We start from the raw sequence: 20,163 nt of genomic DNA, 5'->3' as shown, positions 1-20,163 counted from the left end.
TACAGATAACCTTTTGAATAAATTCAATGAATACGTCAAATTTTAGTGTAACTTAATTTAATATAAAAACAAAAGGTTTATCGAGTGGATGGCAAATAACCTAGGGTAAGTATTACTATAGGCGATAAAAAAGCTCCCGAAGGAGCTTTTTTATCAAATATAAACTATCAATTTGATAATTATACTGGACAGGCTTTAGGGGCTAAAGAATTATCACCTGTTATATTAGCTGACTTACAAGACCATACACCTGTATTCAGATCACGAGTCCATGTAAGAGTTGCGCCATTAACTTGTGTTGGAGCATTTACAATAGTACAAACAATAGTAGTACCCGTAACTTCAATATCACAGTTTTGTGTATCATTGCCTGTTTCTAAAGATGTCATTAAAGCGTTTGATGGTGTTTCGCCGTTGTTTGCTAAAATTTCGAACTGTGTTTTACCACCAGTGATTTCAGCCAAACCGGCCGTCATTTTCGACGTTGCTTGATAATCAGAATATGCAGGCAAGGCAACCGCCGCTAGAATACCGATAATCGCAACAACGATCATCAATTCAATTAGGGTAAAACCTTGTTGTGCTTTGTTAGTCATTTTGTTCATTGTGTTTAAATTTTTCATAGTAATAATTCCATTAATTTCTACGGGGGCTGAAGTTAATATGCGACATATTTTTATAAATGTAAAATGATGTAGCGCCTTTTTTTGTTTTTTTTGCTATTTAATCCAGTGTTGATTAATTTTTTACCTAAGGGGGTATTTTAGTTAACATTTAGATTAAAAATTAACACTAAGTTAACCTTTAGATCGTATTTCTCTGCCTTATACCTGTTGTAGCAAAGAATGCTTTTTGGTAGGTGTCAGACAAAATAGAACAATTAAAAGTTGCCCTAAATATAACTAACTTAACTACATTGTAAAGAATAATGTTGAAAAAATGACAAATTTCGCCTTTAAAAAGAAGTAATTGCTCGTTTTTTGATAAATTTTGATAAGATATACTTAATTAGTATAATTGAATAAAGCTACATTCGTATTCTTGTTTTAAATAGAGTTTAGAAATTTTTTAATGGCTTTTTAATGGCTTTTTAATGACTATGTTTAACTAATTTTGCTTGTTTTAAGCTAGTGAATGTAGCTCTGAGTTGATAACAAACTTAATAGTTTATTTAATAGCCAATATAGAACAAAGCCAATATTTAATCGTTTAATCCCAAAAAAGATATAAAAAATAATCAAAATCCGCGTGATCTTCTTTTTACAATTCTGTATAATCCGCGCTCCCTACGTTACAAACTGTCTTTTTAATGGTCTGTTTCTTTGAATTAGCGCAGCTGCGAGGCTTAGTTTACTTCATTAGATAGGGCTTTAAGACGTTAGGCTCGATACTCGAAGGGGTAATTGCGTAGTCTATTATTAACCGACAAAACAAGCCTATGTTTGATTTGTCATTTAAGTAACATTTTTTAAATTGGGTTTTTTAATGAAAACTTTTGTAGCTAAACCGGCAAGCGTACAACGCGAATGGTTCTTAGTGGACGCCGAAGATAAAACTTTAGGTCGTATCGCTACTGAAATTGCAAGCCGTTTACGCGGTAAGCATAAACCAGAATATACTCCTCATGTTGATACTGGCGATTATATCGTTGTTATTAATGCTGAGAAAGTACGTGTAACTGGTAATAAAGCGAAAGGTAAAATTTACTATTCGCATACTGAATTCCCTGGTGGTCTTAAACAAATTAGCTTTGAAAAGCTAATTGAAAAAGCACCAGAACGTGTTCTTGAATTTGCTGTTAAAGGCATGTTACCTAAAGGTCCTTTAGGTCGTGAAATGTTCCGCAAATTAAAAGTGTATGCCGGTGCTGAGCACGCGCATACTGCACAACAACCACAACTTTTGGAGCTTTAAGCAATGGCTGATAATCAATATTACGGTACTGGTCGTCGCAAGAGCTCAACTGCTCGTGTGTTCATGAAAGTCGGTAACGGTGCAATTACAATTAACAAACGTGATATTTCTGAGTATTTCGGACGTGAAACGGCTCGTATGGTTGTTCGTCAACCGTTAGAGTTAGTTGAAATGTTAGAAAAGTTTGACTTTAACATCTCTGTAGTAGGTGGTGGTATTTCTGGTCAAGTCTGGTGCAATTCGTCACGGTATTACTCGTGCATTAATGGAGTTTGATGAAACTTTACGTCCTGGTTTACGCCATGCCGGTTTTGTTACCCGTGATGCTCGTAAAGTTGAACGTAAGAAAGTGGGCTTACACAAAGCACGTAAGAAACCACAGTTCTCAAAACGTTAAAATTCGTCATATTCAGAATTTATACGGCATTGTCTGCATTATTTGCCCCAGTCACTTAGTAGATCTAAGTTCAGGGGCTCACAATTTGACGGCTTTGTCTAAATTCAGAATATTTAGAATTCAACTCTTCGTTTATTATACGATGTTCAAAAAAACCGACCTTGTGTCGGTTTTTTTATAGCTGTGGACGGGGCAATATTAAATTCCCGCCTACGTGCGCTAATAAATACCCGACTACTACCTTGATGATGTGATGAGACGCGTTTTTCATGGATAAATAGGCTTTGTTTCTTTGAGTTTTTAAAATTCTTTCGCAGAATCAATTTGTTACAATTATCACAAGCCTATTAATCATTTTACAAACCATTCAATAAAAAAATAACCATTATTTCGATTAACGTATTGCAGTGTGATTTTCAATTGCTATTTCAGTTTATTTCGATTTTTACGGCACTTAGCTCACTTTTTACCTTGTAAAAAATGGCCTATTTCTTTATGATCGTACAAATTTTTTGTCGATATACCGCTTGGTATAAGTTTGATCAAACAAAAACAAGGCTTTGTTCATTTTAATAACGCAAACCATGAACAGTAAGGTCAATAATAATTGTTTGGTAATCAACGTGAATTGGAGAGTGTGAATGAGCAATGTGCCTGTAAATAACGGCCGTCGACGCTTCTTAACTGCGGCTACTGCCGTTGTTGGTGGTCTTGGTGTTGTCGGTGTGGCTGTGCCTTTCATTGGTTCCTGGAACCCAAGTGCTCGCGCGAAAGCTGCGGGTGCTCCAGTAGAAGTCAATGTAGGTAAAATAGAGCCTGGTCAATTAATTCGAGCTGAGTGGCGTGGTAAGCCTGTTTATGTCGTTAGGCGAACAGAAGAAACCGTTAATGATTTAGCCAAGCATGATGACCAATTACGCGATCCTAATTCTGAAAAAGCACAACAACCGACTTATGCAACTAATGCATATCGTTCAATTAAGCCTGAATTCTTGGTTGCTCTAGGTGTGTGTACACATTTAGGTTGCGCACCTACTCATCATAACGGTGATTTTAATGAGTTTGTAGAGGGTGTAAGTCAAGGATTTTTCTGTCCATGTCACGGTAGTAAATTTGATATGGTCAAGGGCGTGTATTTCAAGGCGTTCCTGCACCATTAAACTTGATGGTTCCTGAGCATTCGTTTACGAGTGAAGACACTTTATTGATTGGTGTTGGTCCTGATGACAGTAAAGGAGAAGCATAATGTTAGCAAACTTTATGGCCTGGATGGATAAACGATTACCTTTAACAGATGCTTGGAATAAGCATCTGGCGCAATATCCGACCCCCAAAAACTTCAATTTTTGGTATTTCTTTGGCTCGTTAGCCATGTTAGTACTTGTAAACCAAATTTTAACTGGCGTGTGGCTAACCATGAGTTACGAACCTTCGGGTGATGGTGCCTTCGCTAGTGTTGAATATATCATGCGTGATGTGGATTACGGTTGGTTGTTACGCTATATGCATTCAACGGGCGCGTCTGCTTTCTTTATCGTGGTTTACCTTCATATGATGCGCGGATTAATGTACGGTTCGTATCAAAAACCGCGTGAATTATTATGGATCTTCGGTATGTTGATCTTCTTGGTGTTAATGGCTGAAGCATTTATGGGCTATTTATTACCTTGGGGTAATATGTCGTATTGGGGGGCACAAGTAATTATATCCTTGTTTGGTGCCATTCCTGTTATTGGTGATGATTTAACGCTATGGATCCGTGGTGATTATGTTATTTCTGGTGCTACGTTAAACCGTTTCTTTGCTTTGCATGTTATTGCTATGCCATTGGTATTAGTTATTTTAGTGTTCTTACACATTCTTGCTTTACATGAGGTTGGTTCAAATAACCCTGAAGGTACTGATGTTAAGAAACCGAAAGGCAGTGTTAAACCTGAAGATCAAAGCAAATTTAAGTTTCACAAACAATATACAGATAAATACGATATTGTTGATGCGATACCGTTCCATCCTTATTACTCAGTAAAAGATATTATGGGTGTAGCAGGCTTTTTAATTATTTTCTGTTGGGTAATGTTTTTTGCCCCTGAGGGTGGTGGTTACTTTATGGAAGCGCCAAACTTTGAGCCGCCCAATGGTTTGAAAACCCCTGTGCATATTGCCCCAGTTTGGTATTTTGGTCCTTTCTATACCATTTTACGTGTTATTCCTGACAAGTTGTTAGGCGCTATTGGTATGTTCTCAGCAATTATTGTGCTTTTCCTTGTGCCGTGGTTTGATCGTGGCGTGGTAAAATCAGTTAAATTCCGTTCTAAGTTACACTTACTTAACTTAATTCAATTTTCTGTATGTTTTATTGTTTTAGGTGTTTTAGGTACTTTACCTGCTACGCCTACCGCTAATTTAATTGGCACCATTGCTACTTTTGGTTATTTCGGATTCTTCGTTGCACTTTGGTTCTACTCTAAGAATGAAAAATGTAAGCCAGTACCAGAGAGGGTTTCACACTAATGAAAAATTTAATTAAGGCGTTAGCCTTTGGCTTAGCCGCTATAGTGTCAGTATCTGCGCTTGCTGCTTCAGGTGGCATTCATTTAGATAAGGCTAATAACGATTTAGCAGACAAAGAGTCATTAAAGAATGGTTTTAAAACCTATATCAACTATTGTTTAGGCTGTCATCAATTACAATATCAACGCTATAACCGTACCTTCACAGATCTAGGTATTGAACCGGCTGATGGTGTTGCAAATTATATGTATACTGGCGAAAAACCTGGTGATCACATTACTAACACTATGCCGAAAAAAGAAGCGGCTAGTTGGTTTGGTACTGCGCCACCCGATTTAACACTTGAAGCACGTTTACGTAGCCCTGATTGGATTTATACCTATTTACGTTCATTCTATATGGATGATAAACGTCCTTTTGGTGTAAACAATAAGGTATTTAAAGATGTTGGTATGCCACATGTTTTGCAAGACTTGCAAGGTGTTAGCACCTTAGTAGTAAGTAAAGAACTTGATGAACATGGCGTTGAACACGAAGTGTCTCACGTTAGCCCGCCGATGGGTGGTAGTTTAACTGCTGAAGAATATGATATTGTGGTTCGTGATTTAACTAACTTTTTAGAATATGTTGGTGAACCAAGTAAACTTGAACGTGAAGCCATGGGCGTGAACGTATTAATATTCTTGTTTATTTTCTTTATTATTGCTTATTTCCTCAAGAAAGAATATTGGAAAGACGTACATTAGTGACCTTTACAACTAGCTTGTGAAAGTTACAAAAAAATACAGGGGGCTTTGTGCCCCCATTATCAGTTGTAAAGAAGCCGTTTTAAGAATAATTATTCTTAAACACCTTATATAGAAAGTAGGAGGCCCTATGGCCGTAGCAGCAAATAAACGTTCAGTAATGACGTTATTCTCGCATGCTGATGATATGTATAGTCATCAAACACGTATAGTATTGGCAGAAAAGGGCGTTGGTGTTGATATTAATTTAGTCGACATGGCAAATTTGCCAGAAGATTTAATTGACTTAAATCCCTACGGAACAGTACCAACATTGATCGATCGTGAATTAGCGTTATATGAAGCTAAAATCATTATTGAGTATTTAGATGAGCGTTTTCCACATCCACCGTTAATGCCTGTATATCCAGTATCACGTGGTCGCAGTCGTTTAATGATGCACCGTATTGAAAATGATTGGTATAGTTTGGCTAAAATAATATTAACGGGTAGTGCAGGCGAAGCCGCAAAAGCACGCCAAGAACTGAAAGAAAGTTTATTGAGTGTTGCGCCTATTTTAAATGAAGCGCCTTACTTTATGAGTGAAGAATACAGTTTAGTTGATTGTTATTTAGCACCATTATTATGGCGCTTACCTGTTTTTGGTATTGAACTTGATGGACAAGGCTCTAAAGAACTTAAAACTTATATGCTTCGCTTGTTCGAACGTGAATCATTTCAAGCTTCATTGACTGAAGCTGAGCGTGAGCTTCGTTTTGGACATCCAGACTTAATGATTGATTCGTCTGACATTAAAATGAGTTCTAATAAGCCCTATTTGGTTGGGGCTTTTTATGACTGGATTTCAGATAATGATTTGACGCCTTACATCGCTGTTGATGTTAGTGTTCATGGGGTTTTAGTACCGATGGCTTATGCAAAAGATGGTCAAATTGTATTGAACATCGCAGCATCAGCCGTTGGTAGTATTGCATTAGGTGAGCATGCTATTGAGTTTAGCGCACGCTTTGGCGGTAAACTTGAGCACATGACTGTCCCTTATGGGGCAATTGCGGCAATTTATGCTAAAGAGAATGGTGCAGGGACTTCATTGCCAATAGAACATCCTAGTGATGCAGATATAGCAATAGAAGATAGAAGCACGGCGATAAAACCGCAATCAAAACCTAATAAACCAAGTTTAACCAGTGTTTCATCGGGTGATAAAACATCAGAGGTTAAAAAATCAGGTAAAGGTAAAGCTAGCTTAAAAGTGATTAAGTAAGTTTTAGCTTGTAAACTAAAACGCGAATGAATACTGCCCTAGCTGTAAAACCAGTAGGTTGGTGTTTAATCGCGTTTTTTTAATTATTATTTAATGGTTATGTGTGTGTTTATAAATATTCAAACGCTTTAAAAACACGATTCACACCACTAATATTACGTGTAATATTTACCGCAGCATCTGCTTCTTTCTTTGAAACAATACCCATTAAGAAAACTTCACCATTTTCAGTAACCACTTTAATATCTTTACCATTGACTTCATCACTAGAAAATAATGCCGTTTTAACTTTTGATGTCAGCCACACATCATTTGTTTGAGTTGTAACTGAGGTAACGTTACCAATACGAATTTGGTTATGAATACGTGCAACCCCCGTTATATTGGTAACAATTTTTATTGCTTGATCTCTAAGGTAAGTGGAGGGAGCTTGACCAATAATTAATACAGAGCCGTTAACACTGGTGATATGTAAATTAGTATTAGCGTTTAATGATTTATTTTTGGTTATTTCATTATAGGCTTCAAGTTCAATACTTTGGTCATCTATTTGGTTACCAATACTACGGCGATCTGTAGCCATACTTGCACCGGTAGTAATTGCAACCACTGCTACAGCAGCACAGCCTTGAAGTATACTAAGAGTGAGTAGTGTCGCTATCAGTTTAATCGTCTTAGAACGTGTGGGGTTAGCTATAATTGTCATACCTATTACGTCTCCGAAGGAAATAAAGTTGTATCAATAATTTCGCACAAACAGTGGAGTACTATTAAGTGTACTTCGTTGATACGGGCTGTTCTTGAGGATGGCACTCTAATTTCAACGTCATTCTCTCCTAACAAGCCGATATCACCGCCATCAGCACCGGTTAAAGCAATGATTGGCATGTCACGGGAAACAGCACTTTCAATCGCCTTGATTACGTTACGTGAATTACCAGAAGCAGAGATGGCCACTAATACATCACCATTATTACCTAAGGCTCTAATTTGTTTGGAAAACAATTCTTCGTATTGAGCATCATTCGCTATTGACGTGATAGCAATACTACTCGATGAAAGAGAAATTGCGGGTAAGCCGGGGCGCTCAGTTTCAAAACGGTTTAATAGTTGAGCACAGAAGTGTTGAGCATGACCGGCCGCCCCGCCATTACCGCAAGCTAACATTTTATTGCCGCCTAATAAGCACTGTACCATCATTATGCCGGCTTGCTCTATTGCACCCGAAATAGCTTCAGTTGCCGCTATTTGCGTTTGAATGCTTTCGGTAAAATTATTTTGGATCTGTTCTAGCATCTAGGGTAAATAACTCCAATGTTTCACTTCTAGTTCACAACTTGTGGTGTACCGATAGCGTTTTAAAAATAATATTTGATTGAATAACTCAAAAAGGTTAAAAGGCATTTTTCAGCCAAGTGATTTGTGGATTATTAATATCCCCTTCTAAGGCGATAACGTCAAATCGACAAGGTGTATTATATTCATTTAATTTGGCTTGATGGAGAAAAAATGCAACACAATGTTTAATTTTATTTTGTTTTGCTTGAGATACAGCAGCGATTGCTCCACCAAATTGGTTATTCTTGCGAAATTTGACTTCAACAAAGACAAAAGTTTGTTTATCTTTCATTATCAAATCTATTTCACCTTGGCGACAATGAATATTTTTATCGATAAAAACTAAACCCTGGTCCTGCAGATAGTCTTTGGGCTAATGCCTCAGTTGCTATACCTTTATTACGGCTTGTTTGTGGCTTATTCCATAGCAACTTGAATTACCTTATCATTTTTATATTGTCCCCAAACCAAGCTTCGGGTGAGTATATTTGCTTTGTTTAATTGTAATTCCCCGGTTTGACCAAAGTGGCGAATATAAGGGTATTGTTTCATTAACGATACTTTACCCATTAATTGATAGCTATCAACTCCCATGGCGAAAATTCTTGATAAACTGTCGGTTCTTTTAGGCCATAATTCATCACTAAGTCTGTTGAGTTCTTTATTTTGTTGTTTAGAGTTTAACAGCCAAGGTATTTGAGTAAACGTTAATCCTTGTAAATCATTCATACTACTAGCCGTATTTTTATCATTGAAATCACTGTGGCTACGTGAACTGGCATACACAGGAATAACATCAGAAAATGGGCTTGTATTAACGTCAATATACGGCTTAATTAAACGTGTTTGTGCTGCGGTGCCAACAAGATAAATCATATCTATATCACGGCGGTTTCTTGGCTCAGATTCTATGTTGTATTTAAGACGACTATTTAATTGTGATATACGTGTTTGGCTTGCATTTACGTCAAGGCTGTCTTTTAAACTTGCCTGCATTTGCTGTCCTTGATCAAAATAGACAATATCGACAGTGTCACCTGTCGATGATTGCCATTGATCTCTAAATGCTATAGCAATGCGTTTAGATACCCTGTCATTGTGACTTAACACTATCGGATGTTCATAATTATGCTGACTAAGTGTTGCCGCTGCTTGGACTGCTTCATCTTCAGGGCGCATAGATAAGGCTGCTTGATAGGGTGCAAGTGAGTGTTGAGAGGGTAAGTTTAGTAATAATGTGGGAATTTGCAGGGCAGTTTGTTGCATACTTTCATTTAATAAGGCTTCCACGTTAGATTTTAACAATGGGCCAATAATGTGGTCTATTTTAAGTTTAGTAAAGTTATCACCAATATTTTTCCAAATTATTTGATTCGTATCGATAAAGAATACATTGGTGTTTGGATTATTGTCATAGGCGGCTAATATACCCTGCTGAGCAGCCAAGCCGGCTTTTTGTTGTCCGCCTGTTAGTGGTAGTAACACAGCGATATTTTCAATGGGATCGGGAATAGTTTGTTCAAATGGATGCCCTGCCTGCAATTGTGGGATAATAGCCATCGCAGGATGTCTTTGCAAGGTTATTTTGCTGCCATTGGTCTAAATAATCCGAAAATTGTTTGGGATTAGCGCCATATTGATGACTGTAACTTAGTAATTGTGCCCATCCTTCTATAAAAGGTGGTTTACTGTTGATCAGTTGAGAGAGTTGCCACGGCGTTAATATTTCAAGCGCATGCCAAATGGATTGAATCTCTTCAATAGATGCCTCTGAATTTAATACAAATGCATTTAACTGAGCTTCAAGTGCTAGCGTAAAGTGTTCGTGAGCTAAAAGGACTTTAGTTAAAGCCTGATAGTATTCAAGGGTTAACGAGAGTGATGGCGTAATGTTTTCATTGTGCGTAAAGGCGACTAATTCTTTCGCTATATTTAATTGTTGCTGCGCTTGTTGGTGAAAGTTGAGCGCTAGTAAGCTGTTAGCTTTTACCATTAATAACCGGTAGTTATTAAGGTATTTATTATGTTTTTGCATATTTGGTAAATCATTTTTTTGATTTGTTTGCGAAATATCGTTCGCTAACCAAAGGGCTTTTGAAAAATTTTCTTGTTTCACAAAAAGCTCGGCGGCCTCAATGAGTAATTGAGTTATACGTGTTTGTGTCATCTGTAAAGTCTGGTCATCGTTAACAGATTGTCTATTGACGGATTTCGATTTGAGTAATTTAGTATGCAGTGATCTTGCTAGCGCTAGCTTTTCCTCGGCTGTTATTATTTCTGGCTCCTTTTCTATTACAAATTTTGACGGTTGATCTGTCTTTTTTATCGTAGGCTTTGTGCTACAAGAAGATAAGAATAGGGTTGAGAATAGCACTATTAGAAAAGTGTTGTAGACACGCTTTTCTTTGCATATTTTAAATAATGATCTTTTGGTTAACGTTAACACTTGGAAATTAGTTTGACTCACGTGGAAAAATCCGTGCATTTTTAGCTCAGTGTAAGGTTATAATAAACGCCATTGCAGTGAGTCTCAACTAAATACTGTTCCTAAAACCTAAGTACCAACGAAAGAAGTAAGTTTACATGAGTGATTTCAAAATAAATGCAGGCACTTTGTATATTGTTGCCACCCCAATTGGTAATCTGGGAGATATTACCGCAAGAGCGTTAGCAGTATTAACGCAGGTTGATGTAATAGCCTGCGAAGACACTCGTCATACACAAAAGTTGCTTTCAGCTTTTGCCATTAAAAATAAAACACTGTCAATGCATGATCATAATGAACGTCAGCGGCAAGATTACATAGCCCAATTGTTACAAGAAGGTCAAAGTATTGCTTTAGTGTCAGATGCGGGCACGCCATTGATCAGTGATCCTGGATTTCATTTAGTAAGGCACTGCCGGAGTTTAGGTTTACCCATATCACCTTTACCTGGTGCTTGCGCTGCTATTGCTGCGTTAAGTGTGGCAGGGTTGCCCACTGATAGGTTTTCATTTGAAGGTTTTTTACCATCTAAATCAGGTGCTAGACAGAGTACATTATTAGCCTTGGCAGATGAACCGAGAACGATGGTTTTTTATGATGCGCCACGACGCGCCATTGACACTATAAAGGATATTGTTAGCACTATGGGAAGAGAACGATATATTGTGATTGCCCGAGAGTTAACGAAAACCTTTGAAACTATTTATTCAGATACGGCTGAAAACCTAGTGACTTGGTTAGAGGAGGATGCGAATCAACTTAAAGGTGAAATGGTGCTTATTATTGAAGGATATAAGGCAAAGCCGGATGAAATCTCTGCTGAAGTAATCAACACCTTAACATTACTGTTGGCTGAAATGAAACCTAAAAAGGCCTGTGCAATCGTTGCAGAAATTTATAAAGTAAAAAAGAACGCGCTTTATGAAATAGCCTTAAGTTTAAAAGTATAAGGTTTAAAAGCATAAACTTTTAAACGTTATCTTGTAATACTTAAAGTATTACAAGATAACGTGGGCGGTCAATATAGTGTGCCCATGTTATTATTTTTATAGAAACTATCTTGTGTTAAAACAATTCACTCTCTTCACTTTTAACGTCAACATCATGTTGAAAAATATCAACACTGTTATCTTGGCTTACATATTCGGTTGGCGCGGTACCCACTTGGAAGTATTCAAACAAACTACTTTTGTTAGTTTTAGTGCTTAATTTACCTGTTTTTTTATCTATACGTACAGAAACTATATCTACTGGTACTTCGAATGGCTCTATTGCAATATCTGTGAGGGCAACCTTCATAAATTCTATCCATGCAGGTTGTGCAGATTTAGCACCAAATTCTTTACCCGTAGTTTGGTTTTTTCCCAAGTTACTGTTGTAAACCGATTGACCTAAGTTTCGGCTAGGATCATCAAATCCTATCCATGACGTGGTAACTAAACGGCGAGAAAAACCAGAGAACCAAGCATCTTTTGCTTCGTTTGTTGTACCTGTTTTACCGGAATGTCTTTTCGTTTTAATGAACGTGCGCGCCAACCCGTTCCTTGCCAACCATTTTCTATCGACCAATCAGCACCCCAAATGCCACTATTAAGGGCTTGAGTAATTAAAAAAGCATTTTGCGCAGAAATCGCTCTGGGGGCCGAGGTTATTTTAGCAGGGATGGTTGTTCCATCTGTGCGGGCTGCAAGGGAAAGATCTTCTTGTTCAAGTAATGTTTCTTCAGTGGCTGAATTTTCGTTTGAAAGCACAGTTGATTCACAAGGATCACACGCTAAACGAGGATTGGCTTGAAAAACGATTTCCCCATCAGCTGTTTCTATACGGTCAATAAGATAAGGTTCAACCAAGAAACCACCGTTAGCAAAAGTTGCAAAACCGGTAGCGACTTCTAATGGTGTTAATGATGCTGAACCTAGTGCTAACGATTCATTACGGGGTAAGTCATCAGTTGAAAAACCAAAAGAAGTGAGGTGTTCTATGGCTGTATCTAAGCCAATACTTTTAAGTAACCTGACAGCAATTACGTTTTTTGATTGCGCTAATGCTAAACGCATTCTAATTGGACCTACATAGGTTTCAGGAGAGTTTTTTGGGCGCCAAACAACACCGCTACTTTTATCCCATTGATTTATTGGTGCATCATTAATTAGCGAAGCTAAAGTATAGCCATTTTCGAGCGCAGCAGAATAGATGAAGGGTTTTATATTCGAGCCAACTTGTCGTTTAGCTTGAGTAACACGGTTAAACTGACTTTGTTTATAACTAAAGCCACCCACCGCCGCTTTTATCGCGCCATCATCTGGTGATAAAGAAATAATGGCGGCACTTGCCCGTGGTAATTGACTAAGTTGATATTCATCAGACTCATTTCTACTGACTAAAATCACGTCACCGTAGTTAAATATTTCATAAGCATTATCAGGTGGAGTGCCTTGTTTTTGATCATTTATGTATGGACGCGCCCAAGCCATACCAGGCCATTCAATAATCGCCTTTCTATTTCCCTCTAGAGTAATGTTAACTGAGCGTTCGTTCACCATGGTAACAACTGCCGGAACTAAATGTTGATATGAGGTTACCTGGTCTAGTGCCGTTGATATTTCATCATCCGTAAGGGGGAGACAATTGTGATAATGTTAAATTTGTATCTTCTGCAAGATTTTCATTATCATTTACAGATCCGCGGGATTTACCCGAGACTTTGCTATTAGGCCGTAGTGAGGTTATTGCTCCTCGATAACCATGCCGCTGATCATAACGCAGTAAATTACTGGTTACAGCGCTGTTTGCCGCTTGCTGCAATTTGTTAGTCACTGTGGTGTATACTTTAAATCCTCCCGTATAGGCTTGTTCTTTACCGTAACGCTTAATCATTTCTTTATGCGCCATTTCAGCAACATAAGGAGCATTAAGGGCTATTTCTGCACCGTGAGGCATACCTGTTATTGGGGCATTTTTTGCTTGTTGATATTCTTCATCAGTAATATAACCACTGACTAACATACGCTGTAATACCGTGGTACGACGAATTTTGGCGCGATCAGGGCGACTGATCGGGTTATAGGTCGAAGGTGCTTTAGGTAAACCGGCCAAAACGGCAATTTGAGCTAAGTTCAACTGGTTTAATTCTTTACCATAATAAACTTGCGCGGCAGCACCAAAGCCAAAAGCTCTGTGACCTAAGGGGATTTTGTTAATATACAATGTTAATATTTCATTTTTAGTTAACAAACTTTCAATATGAAAGGAGAGAAATATCTCTCTAATTTTACGCGTGTAGGTGACTTCTCTTGTTAAGAAAAAATTACGAGCAACCTGCATGGTTATCGTACTTGCACCGCCCTTGTCATTACCGGTAAGTTTTCCTAACACAGCACGAGTAAGACCTATAGGGTCGACACCAAAATGAAAATAAAACCGATCATCTTCTGTTGCGAGTAAAGCATTAATTAATGATTGAGGGATCTCATCAAAATTTAAGGGTTTACGCTTTTTTTCACCAAATTGCGAAATCAATAAACCATCATTACTATATATCTGCATAGGCGTTTGCCATTGCACATCTTTTAATGAATTGATATTGGGTAATTCATCGCGTAAAGTTAAATATAAAATAAATATAGAAAAAATAGCGAAAAATACTAAAATAAACGTGATTTTGAAAAAATTTTTAGCTGAAAACACGACAAATACTCTATTTATTGGGAAAATGTCAGATAATACTAGTATATCTTGTAAAACCATGTAATAAATGTATTTATGTGAAAAACATGTCTAAAATAATTAAAATAAAACAATTTAGTGGGTTGTCATGCTAGATAAAATATGGAAAAAGAAAACAACTATGATGGTTGGGATCGATATCGGGTCTCATTCGGTCAAAGCCGTTTTACTAAAACAGGGCAGTGAAGGCTATATTTTAGAAGACTTTGCTATTGAGCCAATGGTTCGTGGTTCGGTTGTTGATCGAGAAATTCAAGATATTGAAGCTGTTGGTAAAGTGATTGCGAAAATACGCAAAAATATACCAATGAATGCGAAAGAAGCAGCCGCTGCGGTTTCAGGACAAACGGTTATTACTAAAATCATTTATATGGATGTTTCATTAAGTGAAGAAGAACTAGCCAGTCAAATTGAAATTGAGGCTGACAGTTTAATCCCTTATCCCTTAGATGAAGTTAGCTTGGATTTTGAAACGTTAGATGTCAATGAATCAGATCCAAGTAAAGTTAATGTCCTCTTAAGTGCAGCTCGCACTGAATCAATTGAAGCTAGGGTCGCTGCGCTAGAAGTCGGGGGTTTGCTGCTAAAGTAATCGATGTTGAATCCTACGCTGTTAGTCGTTCCCATGATTTGTGCCTATCTCAATTACCTGACGATGCAGCAGATAAAACCGTTGCTATAGTTGATATAGGGGCGACAATGACATTGTTTTCCGTCACGAAAGCAGGAAAGCATTTATATAGTCGTGATCAAATGTTTGGCGGTGAGCAATATACACGTTCAATCGTTTCTTATTACAATAAATCATTTGAAGAAGCTGAATTAGCAAAAATCACCAATGATTTACCACCCAATTATACTTTTGAAGTGTTAGCGCCTTTTCATACTGTAGTGATGCAACAAATACGCAGGGCAATTCAAATGTTTTTAACTTCCGGCGGTTTAAAAAAAGTTGATTATTTGCTTGTTTCTGGGGGGACTGCATCAATTGAAGATATTGAAAAATTGTTGACGGAAGAATTAGGAGTACATACTGTTGTTGCTAATCCTTTTAATGAAATGACATTATCAGATTCTATTAACAAAGAAGAGCTAGCTAAAGTGGCACCGCAATTAACAGTGGCTACTGGTTTAGCTTTAAGGAGTTTTTCGCCATGGCATATATAAATCTGCTTCCTTGGCGAGAGCAAGCGCTCAAGGAAAAACAAAAAGAATTTTTTACATTACTAATTGCGGTTGGTTTAATTGCCTTTGTCATAATATTTTCGGTGAATTTAAATTTTCAATCACGTATTGACGGTCAATCAATGCGTAATCAGTTTTTAAAAAATGAAATTGAAAAATTAGATATACAAATTGCTGAAATCAAAACATTAAACGATAAAAAAGCAGAGTTACAAAAACGTATTGATGTTGTTGAACAATTGCAACGAAGTCGCAATGTTGGTACGCAGATCCTTGATGAAATAGCAAAAATCATTCCTAATGGTATATATATCACTCAGCTTGATAAACAAGGTAATAGTATTGAGATTATAGGAAAAAGTGAATCTAATAATCATTTGGCAAACATGATCAGAGCGATTGAATTATCTGATTTATTTACTGATGCTACCCCTGAGTCGATAACAACAGATGATGGCTCACCAAAACTACTCAGTAGCTTTAAAATGAGAGTTAAAATTCAAGGTTTGGTGGTGATGCTACTAGTGCAGCAGGAGGTGGGCAGTGAAGTTTGATAAATCACAATTTGAAGATCTTGATATAGAAAATATAGGTCAATGGCCTGATGCTCCGAAGCTAGTGTTAATTATATTTTTAGCCGGCATGGTTATCTTTTTAGGTTATATAGGCTTGGTTAGTGACAAAATAGATCAACTTGAACGGGTGAAAGCAGAAGAACTTACTTTAAAACAGTCATACGAAGTAAAATATCATGTTGCTGCTAATCTAGAATTATTTAGAGCGCAAATGATTGAGGCGGAAGAAATATTTGCTACTCAGTTAAGAAGCTTACCTAATAGCCATGAAACGCCAGGTTTATTAGATGATATAACCTTTATTGGGACGACCAATGGTTTAGAGTTTGTTAAGTTGGAATGGCAGCCCGAAATTAGTAAAGAAATTTATATTGAATTACCAATTGATATTGAAGTTAATGGTCCATACCACTCCTTTGGTGGTTTTGTTAGTAAAATTGCAGGATTACCACGAATTGTCACCTTGCATAATTTCAAGATTAATCTTCTTGATAAAGGTGGAGATACCCTTAATTTAAAGCTTGAAGCGAAAACATACCGTTACCAAGAGCAGGAGGCTGAAATACAATGAGAATATTCGTTTTAATTGGTTTAGCTCTTGTTAGCGGCTGTTATGATGATACAAGTGATCTAAGCGCGCATATGGAAAGAGTTCAAGCGACGACGACAAGCCAAATAGATCCCATGCCAGAGGTGCATCCTTACAATCATTATGATTATTCCGCATTTGATTTAAGAAGTCCATTTTCATTGCCTAAACCAGAAGCTATACAACAGAAAATTCAGCAAATGTCAGGTTGTTTAAGTCCTGATCCTCGCCGTCGAAAACAACCTCTAGAAAAATATGCGCTAAGTGATCTTACTATGCGTGGCACGATGGGAGATGATGGTGTGCTTTGGGCATTAATGGAAGCATCTGACTTTACGCTTCATAGAGTATCTATTGGTAGTTATTTAGGCTTGTATGATGGGCGTATTACAGAAGTGGATGGAAAAAGTGTGAAATTAGTAGAATTAACACCTGATGGTGCAGGTTGTTGGGTAGAGCGAGAAACCGTAATAAAAATTGCTCAATCTGTGTCAGAAGAGTAAAGGAAATAATAATGCTATTTAATAAAATGAAAAATTATAAAATTAATAATGGGATAATCAATCTGAGCAAATATTGGTTAGTTTTTTTTACTCTACTTACACTTACAGCTACATCGCTAAGCATTAGAGCTGAAGAAGAAAATAGTCAAGAACTAGCAAGTAAAATTCAAGGTATCTCATATAACACGATTCAATCGGATCAAATTGAGTTGGTTTTTGAATTTTCAGACGATATTACTGCATTGCCAACAGTTGAAACGTCAATGAATCCTGCTTTTGTAAAAATTATGTTTACAGCGGATGAGTATGACAAAAATCTGAAAGAAACACTCGTTAACCATGCAGGAGTGACTAATATAGTCTTAGATAATTCCTCTGGGAAAGTTGTTGCAACGATTAATTTAGATAAATTGGAAGTTTTTGATGTTGCGATTGATGGGAAAAAATTCTTTTTAACACTTAATTATGGCAAGTCAGCGAGTGTTGTTGAAGTATTTAACCCGACAGGCGAGCAGTTTATTAATCATATCGAATCAATTGACTTTCGTTTAGATGAGAACAATTTACCGGAAGTATTAGTCTACCTCAAAGACAGTATGGTTGCTGTCGATGTGAATGATAAATTAGGTAAAGTGAATGTTGAGTTTCATAATACAAATATATTAGATGATCTGTTATATAAACTTGATGTGACAGATTTTGGTACGATCGTCTCAGGAATAGAAACATTTAAAGAGGGTCGAAATGCCCGTTTAGTCGTTGATGTCGATACCCATTTTTCTTTTTCACATAAACAAAAAGGAAACTTGTTTATACTTTCGATTAAAGAAAAAGAAAAAAAGCACCAAGTTATTTAGCGGACTCAGATGAATTTACAGGACGTACTATATCGCTAAACTTTCAAGATATTCCTGTGCGTACCGTGCTACAAATTATTGCTGATTATAATGAATTCAATTTAATTACCAGTGATACAGTAACGGGTAATATAACACTACGGTTAGATGGCGTTCCTTGGGATCAAGCACTAGATATTATATTAAAAGTAAAAGGGTTAGATAAAAGAATGCAAGGTAATATCTTAATGGTAGCACCCGCCGATGAGCTAGCAGCGAGAGAAGCAAAAACCTTACAAGCACAGCAACAAGTTGAAGAATTAGCCCCCTTGTATTCTGAATATGTACAAGTAAATTATGCTAAAGCTATTGATTTTGCAGACTTAATTAAAAATGAAGATACCAGTATATTATCAGAACGTGGTAGTGTTTCGGTAGATGAGCGGACTAATACATTATTAATTCGTGATACTGCGAAAAGTATTGAAGACATTAAACGTATGGTTAATATTTTAGATATTCCTGTGCGCCAAGTGATCATTGAAGCCCGTATGGTAACGGTTAAAGATAATATTAATGAAGAGCTTGGTATACGATGGGGAGTGACTGATACTAATGGTGAATTCGCTACGTCAGGTTCACTGGAAGGCGTTGGACAAGCTCTTGGTACAAGAGCACTAACTGATTCTGATTTAGGGATTGGTAGAGTTCCTCAATTATCAGATGGGTTAAATGTTAATTTACCAACAGCAAATCCAAATTGGTGTTTTAGCGTTTCAAATTGCTCGTTTGGCTGATGGTACTATTTTGGACCTTGAATTAAGTGCGATGGAAAAAGAAAATAAAGGGGAAATTATCGCTAGCCCTCGTATAACCACTGCAAATCAAAAAGAAGCCTATATTGAGCAGGGTGTTGAACTTCCTTATCAAGAAGCGGCATCAAGTGGGGCAACGTCCGTACAGTTTAAAAAAGCGGTATTAAGCTTAACGGTAACACCCCATATCACGCCGGATAATAAAATTATTTTAGATTTAGTGGTTACTCAAGATACAGTCTCAGATGTGACAAGCGGTTCCGCTCCTGCTATTGATACCGGACGTATTGGTACACAGGTGTTAGTGAATAATGGTGAAACTATTGTGTTAGGTGGTATTTATCAACAATCTATTATTAATACTATTTCTAAAGTACCAGTGTTAGGGGATATCCCTTATTTTGGTTGGTTATTTAGAAATTCTAATCAATTTAATGAGAAAAAAGAATTACTCATTTTTGTTACTCCGCGGGTTGTTACTGAACATTTTTAGCTTCAATTAATCATGCTAACGTTAGTAAGTTAGAGTTTTTGTCTAACTTACTAACAATGTTGCTTGCAATCATACCCCAACAATTGCGATAATTACGCCCTTGAAATTTCCGAGGGAGACCTCTATGACATCAAAAGGAAAATAGCTTTTGCTGTGACGTCCTTTTGATATACCTGAAACAAACGAGTAATAAGTTAATCTAATGGCAGAAAAACGTAACATTTTCCTTATTGGCCCTATGGGGGCAGGTAAAAGCACTATAGGCAGAGAGCTTGCAGACAGGCTACACCTTGAATTTTTCGATTCAGATCAAGAGATTGAACGTCGCACCGGAGCAGATATTGCTTGGGTTTTTGACCTTGAAGGCGAGGAAGGCTTTCGTAAAGAGAAGAAGATGTTATTGAAGATTTGAGCGAAAAGCAAGGTATTGTACTAGCAACCGGTGGTGGCTCAGTTATTAGTGATCAAGTTCGCAATCGTTTATCAGCACGTGGTATCGTTGTTTATTTAGAAACAACAATTGATAAGCAAGTTGCACGTACCCAAAGAGATCGCCGTCGTCCATTATTACAGACATCAGAAAAACCTCGTACAGTGCTAGAGAATCTAGCCGTTGAGCGTAATCCTCTTTATGAAGAAATTGCTGACGTAGTAATTAAAACAGATGATCAGAGTGCTAAAGTGGTTGCTCATAAAATCATCGAGCGCTTAGATTTTTAATAAGAACAAACTTTCTTTATTGAAGCCACTGTATAATCTGAGTGGCTTTGCCCTTATCTGACATAA

14 protein-coding genes and 7 pseudogenes are annotated in these 20,163 nt (G+C 37.2%); 14 read left to right on the top strand and 7 right to left on the bottom strand.

Going from position 1 to position 20,163, the window contains the following annotated elements:
- Window positions 1-179: 179 nt before the first annotated feature.
- Window positions 180-605 (bottom strand): pilin, encoded by a 426-nt coding sequence (locus L3081_RS18405; RefSeq protein ID WP_274620635.1) that lies wholly within the window; start codon window positions 603-605, stop codon window positions 180-182.
- 880 nt (window positions 606-1,485) lie between these two features.
- Between L3081_RS18405 and rplM the strand changes: the two genes are divergently transcribed.
- The 7 genes and pseudogenes from rplM (at window position 1,486) to L3081_RS18370 (ending at window position 6,832) form a co-directional block, all read left to right on the top strand.
- Window positions 1,486-1,914, top strand: coding sequence for a 50S ribosomal protein L13 (gene rplM, locus L3081_RS18400; protein WP_242287534.1), 429 nt, complete (start codon window positions 1,486-1,488; stop codon window positions 1,912-1,914).
- Window positions 1,915-1,917: 3 nt separating this feature from the next.
- Window positions 1,918-2,311, top strand: a pseudogene (gene rpsI, locus L3081_RS18395) (30S ribosomal protein S9).
- Window positions 2,312-2,952: 641 nt separating this feature from the next.
- Window positions 2,953-3,557: pseudogene (gene petA, locus L3081_RS18390) on the top strand (ubiquinol-cytochrome c reductase iron-sulfur subunit).
- Window positions 3,557-4,822: a cytochrome b gene (locus tag L3081_RS18385; protein WP_242287532.1), complete on the top strand. Its 1,266-nt coding sequence runs from the start codon at window positions 3,557-3,559 to the stop codon at window positions 4,820-4,822. The pseudogene petA and the gene L3081_RS18385 overlap by 1 nt, the downstream one beginning before the upstream one ends.
- Window positions 4,822-5,568, top strand: a complete 747-nt coding sequence (locus L3081_RS18380) for a cytochrome c1 (protein ID WP_242287530.1) — start codon at window positions 4,822-4,824, stop codon at window positions 5,566-5,568. The genes L3081_RS18385 and L3081_RS18380 overlap by 1 nt, the downstream gene beginning before the upstream one ends.
- Window positions 5,569-5,698: 130 nt before the next feature.
- A pseudogene (gene sspA, locus L3081_RS18375) lies at window positions 5,699-6,322 on the top strand (stringent starvation protein SspA); the annotation flags it as partial.
- An 18-nt stretch (window positions 6,323-6,340) separates the two neighbouring features.
- Window positions 6,341-6,832 carry a ClpXP protease specificity-enhancing factor gene (locus L3081_RS18370; protein WP_338027411.1) on the top strand — a complete coding sequence of 164 codons (492 nt, stop codon included), beginning with the start codon at window positions 6,341-6,343 and terminating at the stop codon, window positions 6,830-6,832.
- Between the two features lie 109 nt (window positions 6,833-6,941).
- On the opposite strand, the gene dolP is transcribed toward L3081_RS18370, so the two are convergent.
- The 5 genes from dolP to L3081_RS18345 all read right to left on the bottom strand — a co-directional run bounded on the left by dolP (window position 6,942) and on the right by L3081_RS18345 (window position 10,637).
- A complete protein-coding gene (gene dolP, locus L3081_RS18365; protein WP_242287528.1) occupies window positions 6,942-7,538 on the bottom strand; it encodes a division/outer membrane stress-associated lipid-binding lipoprotein in 597 nt (198 codons plus the stop codon).
- 5 nt (window positions 7,539-7,543) lie between these two features.
- Entirely contained in the window at window positions 7,544-8,128 is a 585-nt protein-coding gene (locus L3081_RS18360) for an SIS domain-containing protein (protein ID WP_242287525.1), read from the bottom strand.
- A 97-nt stretch (window positions 8,129-8,225) separates the two neighbouring features.
- Complete coding sequence (locus tag L3081_RS18355; RefSeq protein ID WP_242287606.1) at window positions 8,226-8,495, bottom strand: YraN family protein; 270 nt, start codon at window positions 8,493-8,495, stop codon at window positions 8,226-8,228.
- Window positions 8,496-8,587: 92 nt separating this feature from the next.
- On the bottom strand, window positions 8,588-9,748 hold the full coding sequence (locus L3081_RS18350) for a penicillin-binding protein activator (protein WP_242287524.1): 1,161 nt from the start codon (window positions 9,746-9,748) through the stop codon (window positions 8,588-8,590).
- Complete coding sequence (locus L3081_RS18345; protein ID WP_242287522.1) at window positions 9,690-10,637, bottom strand: penicillin-binding protein activator; 948 nt, start codon at window positions 10,635-10,637, stop codon at window positions 9,690-9,692. Before L3081_RS18345 ends, L3081_RS18350 begins: the two co-directional genes overlap by 59 nt.
- Window positions 10,638-10,753: 116 nt before the next feature.
- Here L3081_RS18345 and rsmI point away from each other — a divergent pair, with 116 nt between their 5' ends.
- On the top strand, window positions 10,754-11,605 hold the full coding sequence (gene rsmI, locus L3081_RS18340) for a 16S rRNA (cytidine(1402)-2'-O)-methyltransferase (protein WP_242287519.1): 852 nt from the start codon (window positions 10,754-10,756) through the stop codon (window positions 11,603-11,605).
- 115 nt (window positions 11,606-11,720) lie between these two features.
- Here rsmI and L3081_RS29220 read toward each other — a convergent pair.
- A pseudogene (locus L3081_RS29220) lies at window positions 11,721-14,342 on the bottom strand (penicillin-binding protein 1A).
- A 127-nt stretch (window positions 14,343-14,469) separates the two neighbouring features.
- Here L3081_RS29220 and L3081_RS18320 point away from each other — a divergent pair.
- The 6 genes and pseudogenes from L3081_RS18320 (at window position 14,470) to aroK (ending at window position 20,097) form a co-directional block, all read left to right on the top strand.
- A pseudogene (locus L3081_RS18320) lies at window positions 14,470-15,548 on the top strand (pilus assembly protein PilM).
- Window positions 15,536-16,120 (top strand): PilN domain-containing protein, encoded by a 585-nt coding sequence (locus L3081_RS18315; protein ID WP_242287513.1) that lies wholly within the window; start codon window positions 15,536-15,538, stop codon window positions 16,118-16,120. The pseudogene L3081_RS18320 and the gene L3081_RS18315 overlap by 13 nt, the downstream one beginning before the upstream one ends.
- Window positions 16,110-16,712, top strand: coding sequence for a type IV pilus inner membrane component PilO (locus L3081_RS18310; RefSeq protein WP_242287511.1), 603 nt, complete (start codon window positions 16,110-16,112; stop codon window positions 16,710-16,712). Before L3081_RS18315 ends, L3081_RS18310 begins: the two co-directional genes overlap by 11 nt.
- Window positions 16,709-17,233, top strand: coding sequence for a pilus assembly protein PilP (locus L3081_RS18305; protein ID WP_242287509.1), 525 nt, complete (start codon window positions 16,709-16,711; stop codon window positions 17,231-17,233). The genes L3081_RS18310 and L3081_RS18305 overlap by 4 nt, the downstream gene beginning before the upstream one ends.
- Window positions 17,234-17,259: 26 nt before the next feature.
- Window positions 17,260-19,377, top strand: a pseudogene (locus tag L3081_RS29215) (type IV pilus secretin PilQ).
- A gap of 202 nt (window positions 19,378-19,579) precedes the next feature.
- Window positions 19,580-20,097 (top strand): annotated as a pseudogene (gene aroK / locus L3081_RS18295) (shikimate kinase AroK).
- The last annotated feature ends 66 nt before the right edge of the window (window positions 20,098-20,163 follow it).

The sequence above is a fragment of the Colwellia maritima genome, assembly GCF_022669015.1.
GTDB lineage: Bacteria > Pseudomonadota > Gammaproteobacteria > Enterobacterales > Alteromonadaceae > Colwellia > Colwellia maritima.
Note: the sequence above shows the minus strand (reverse complement) of the source record. Positions and strands in the feature narration are given on the sequence as shown.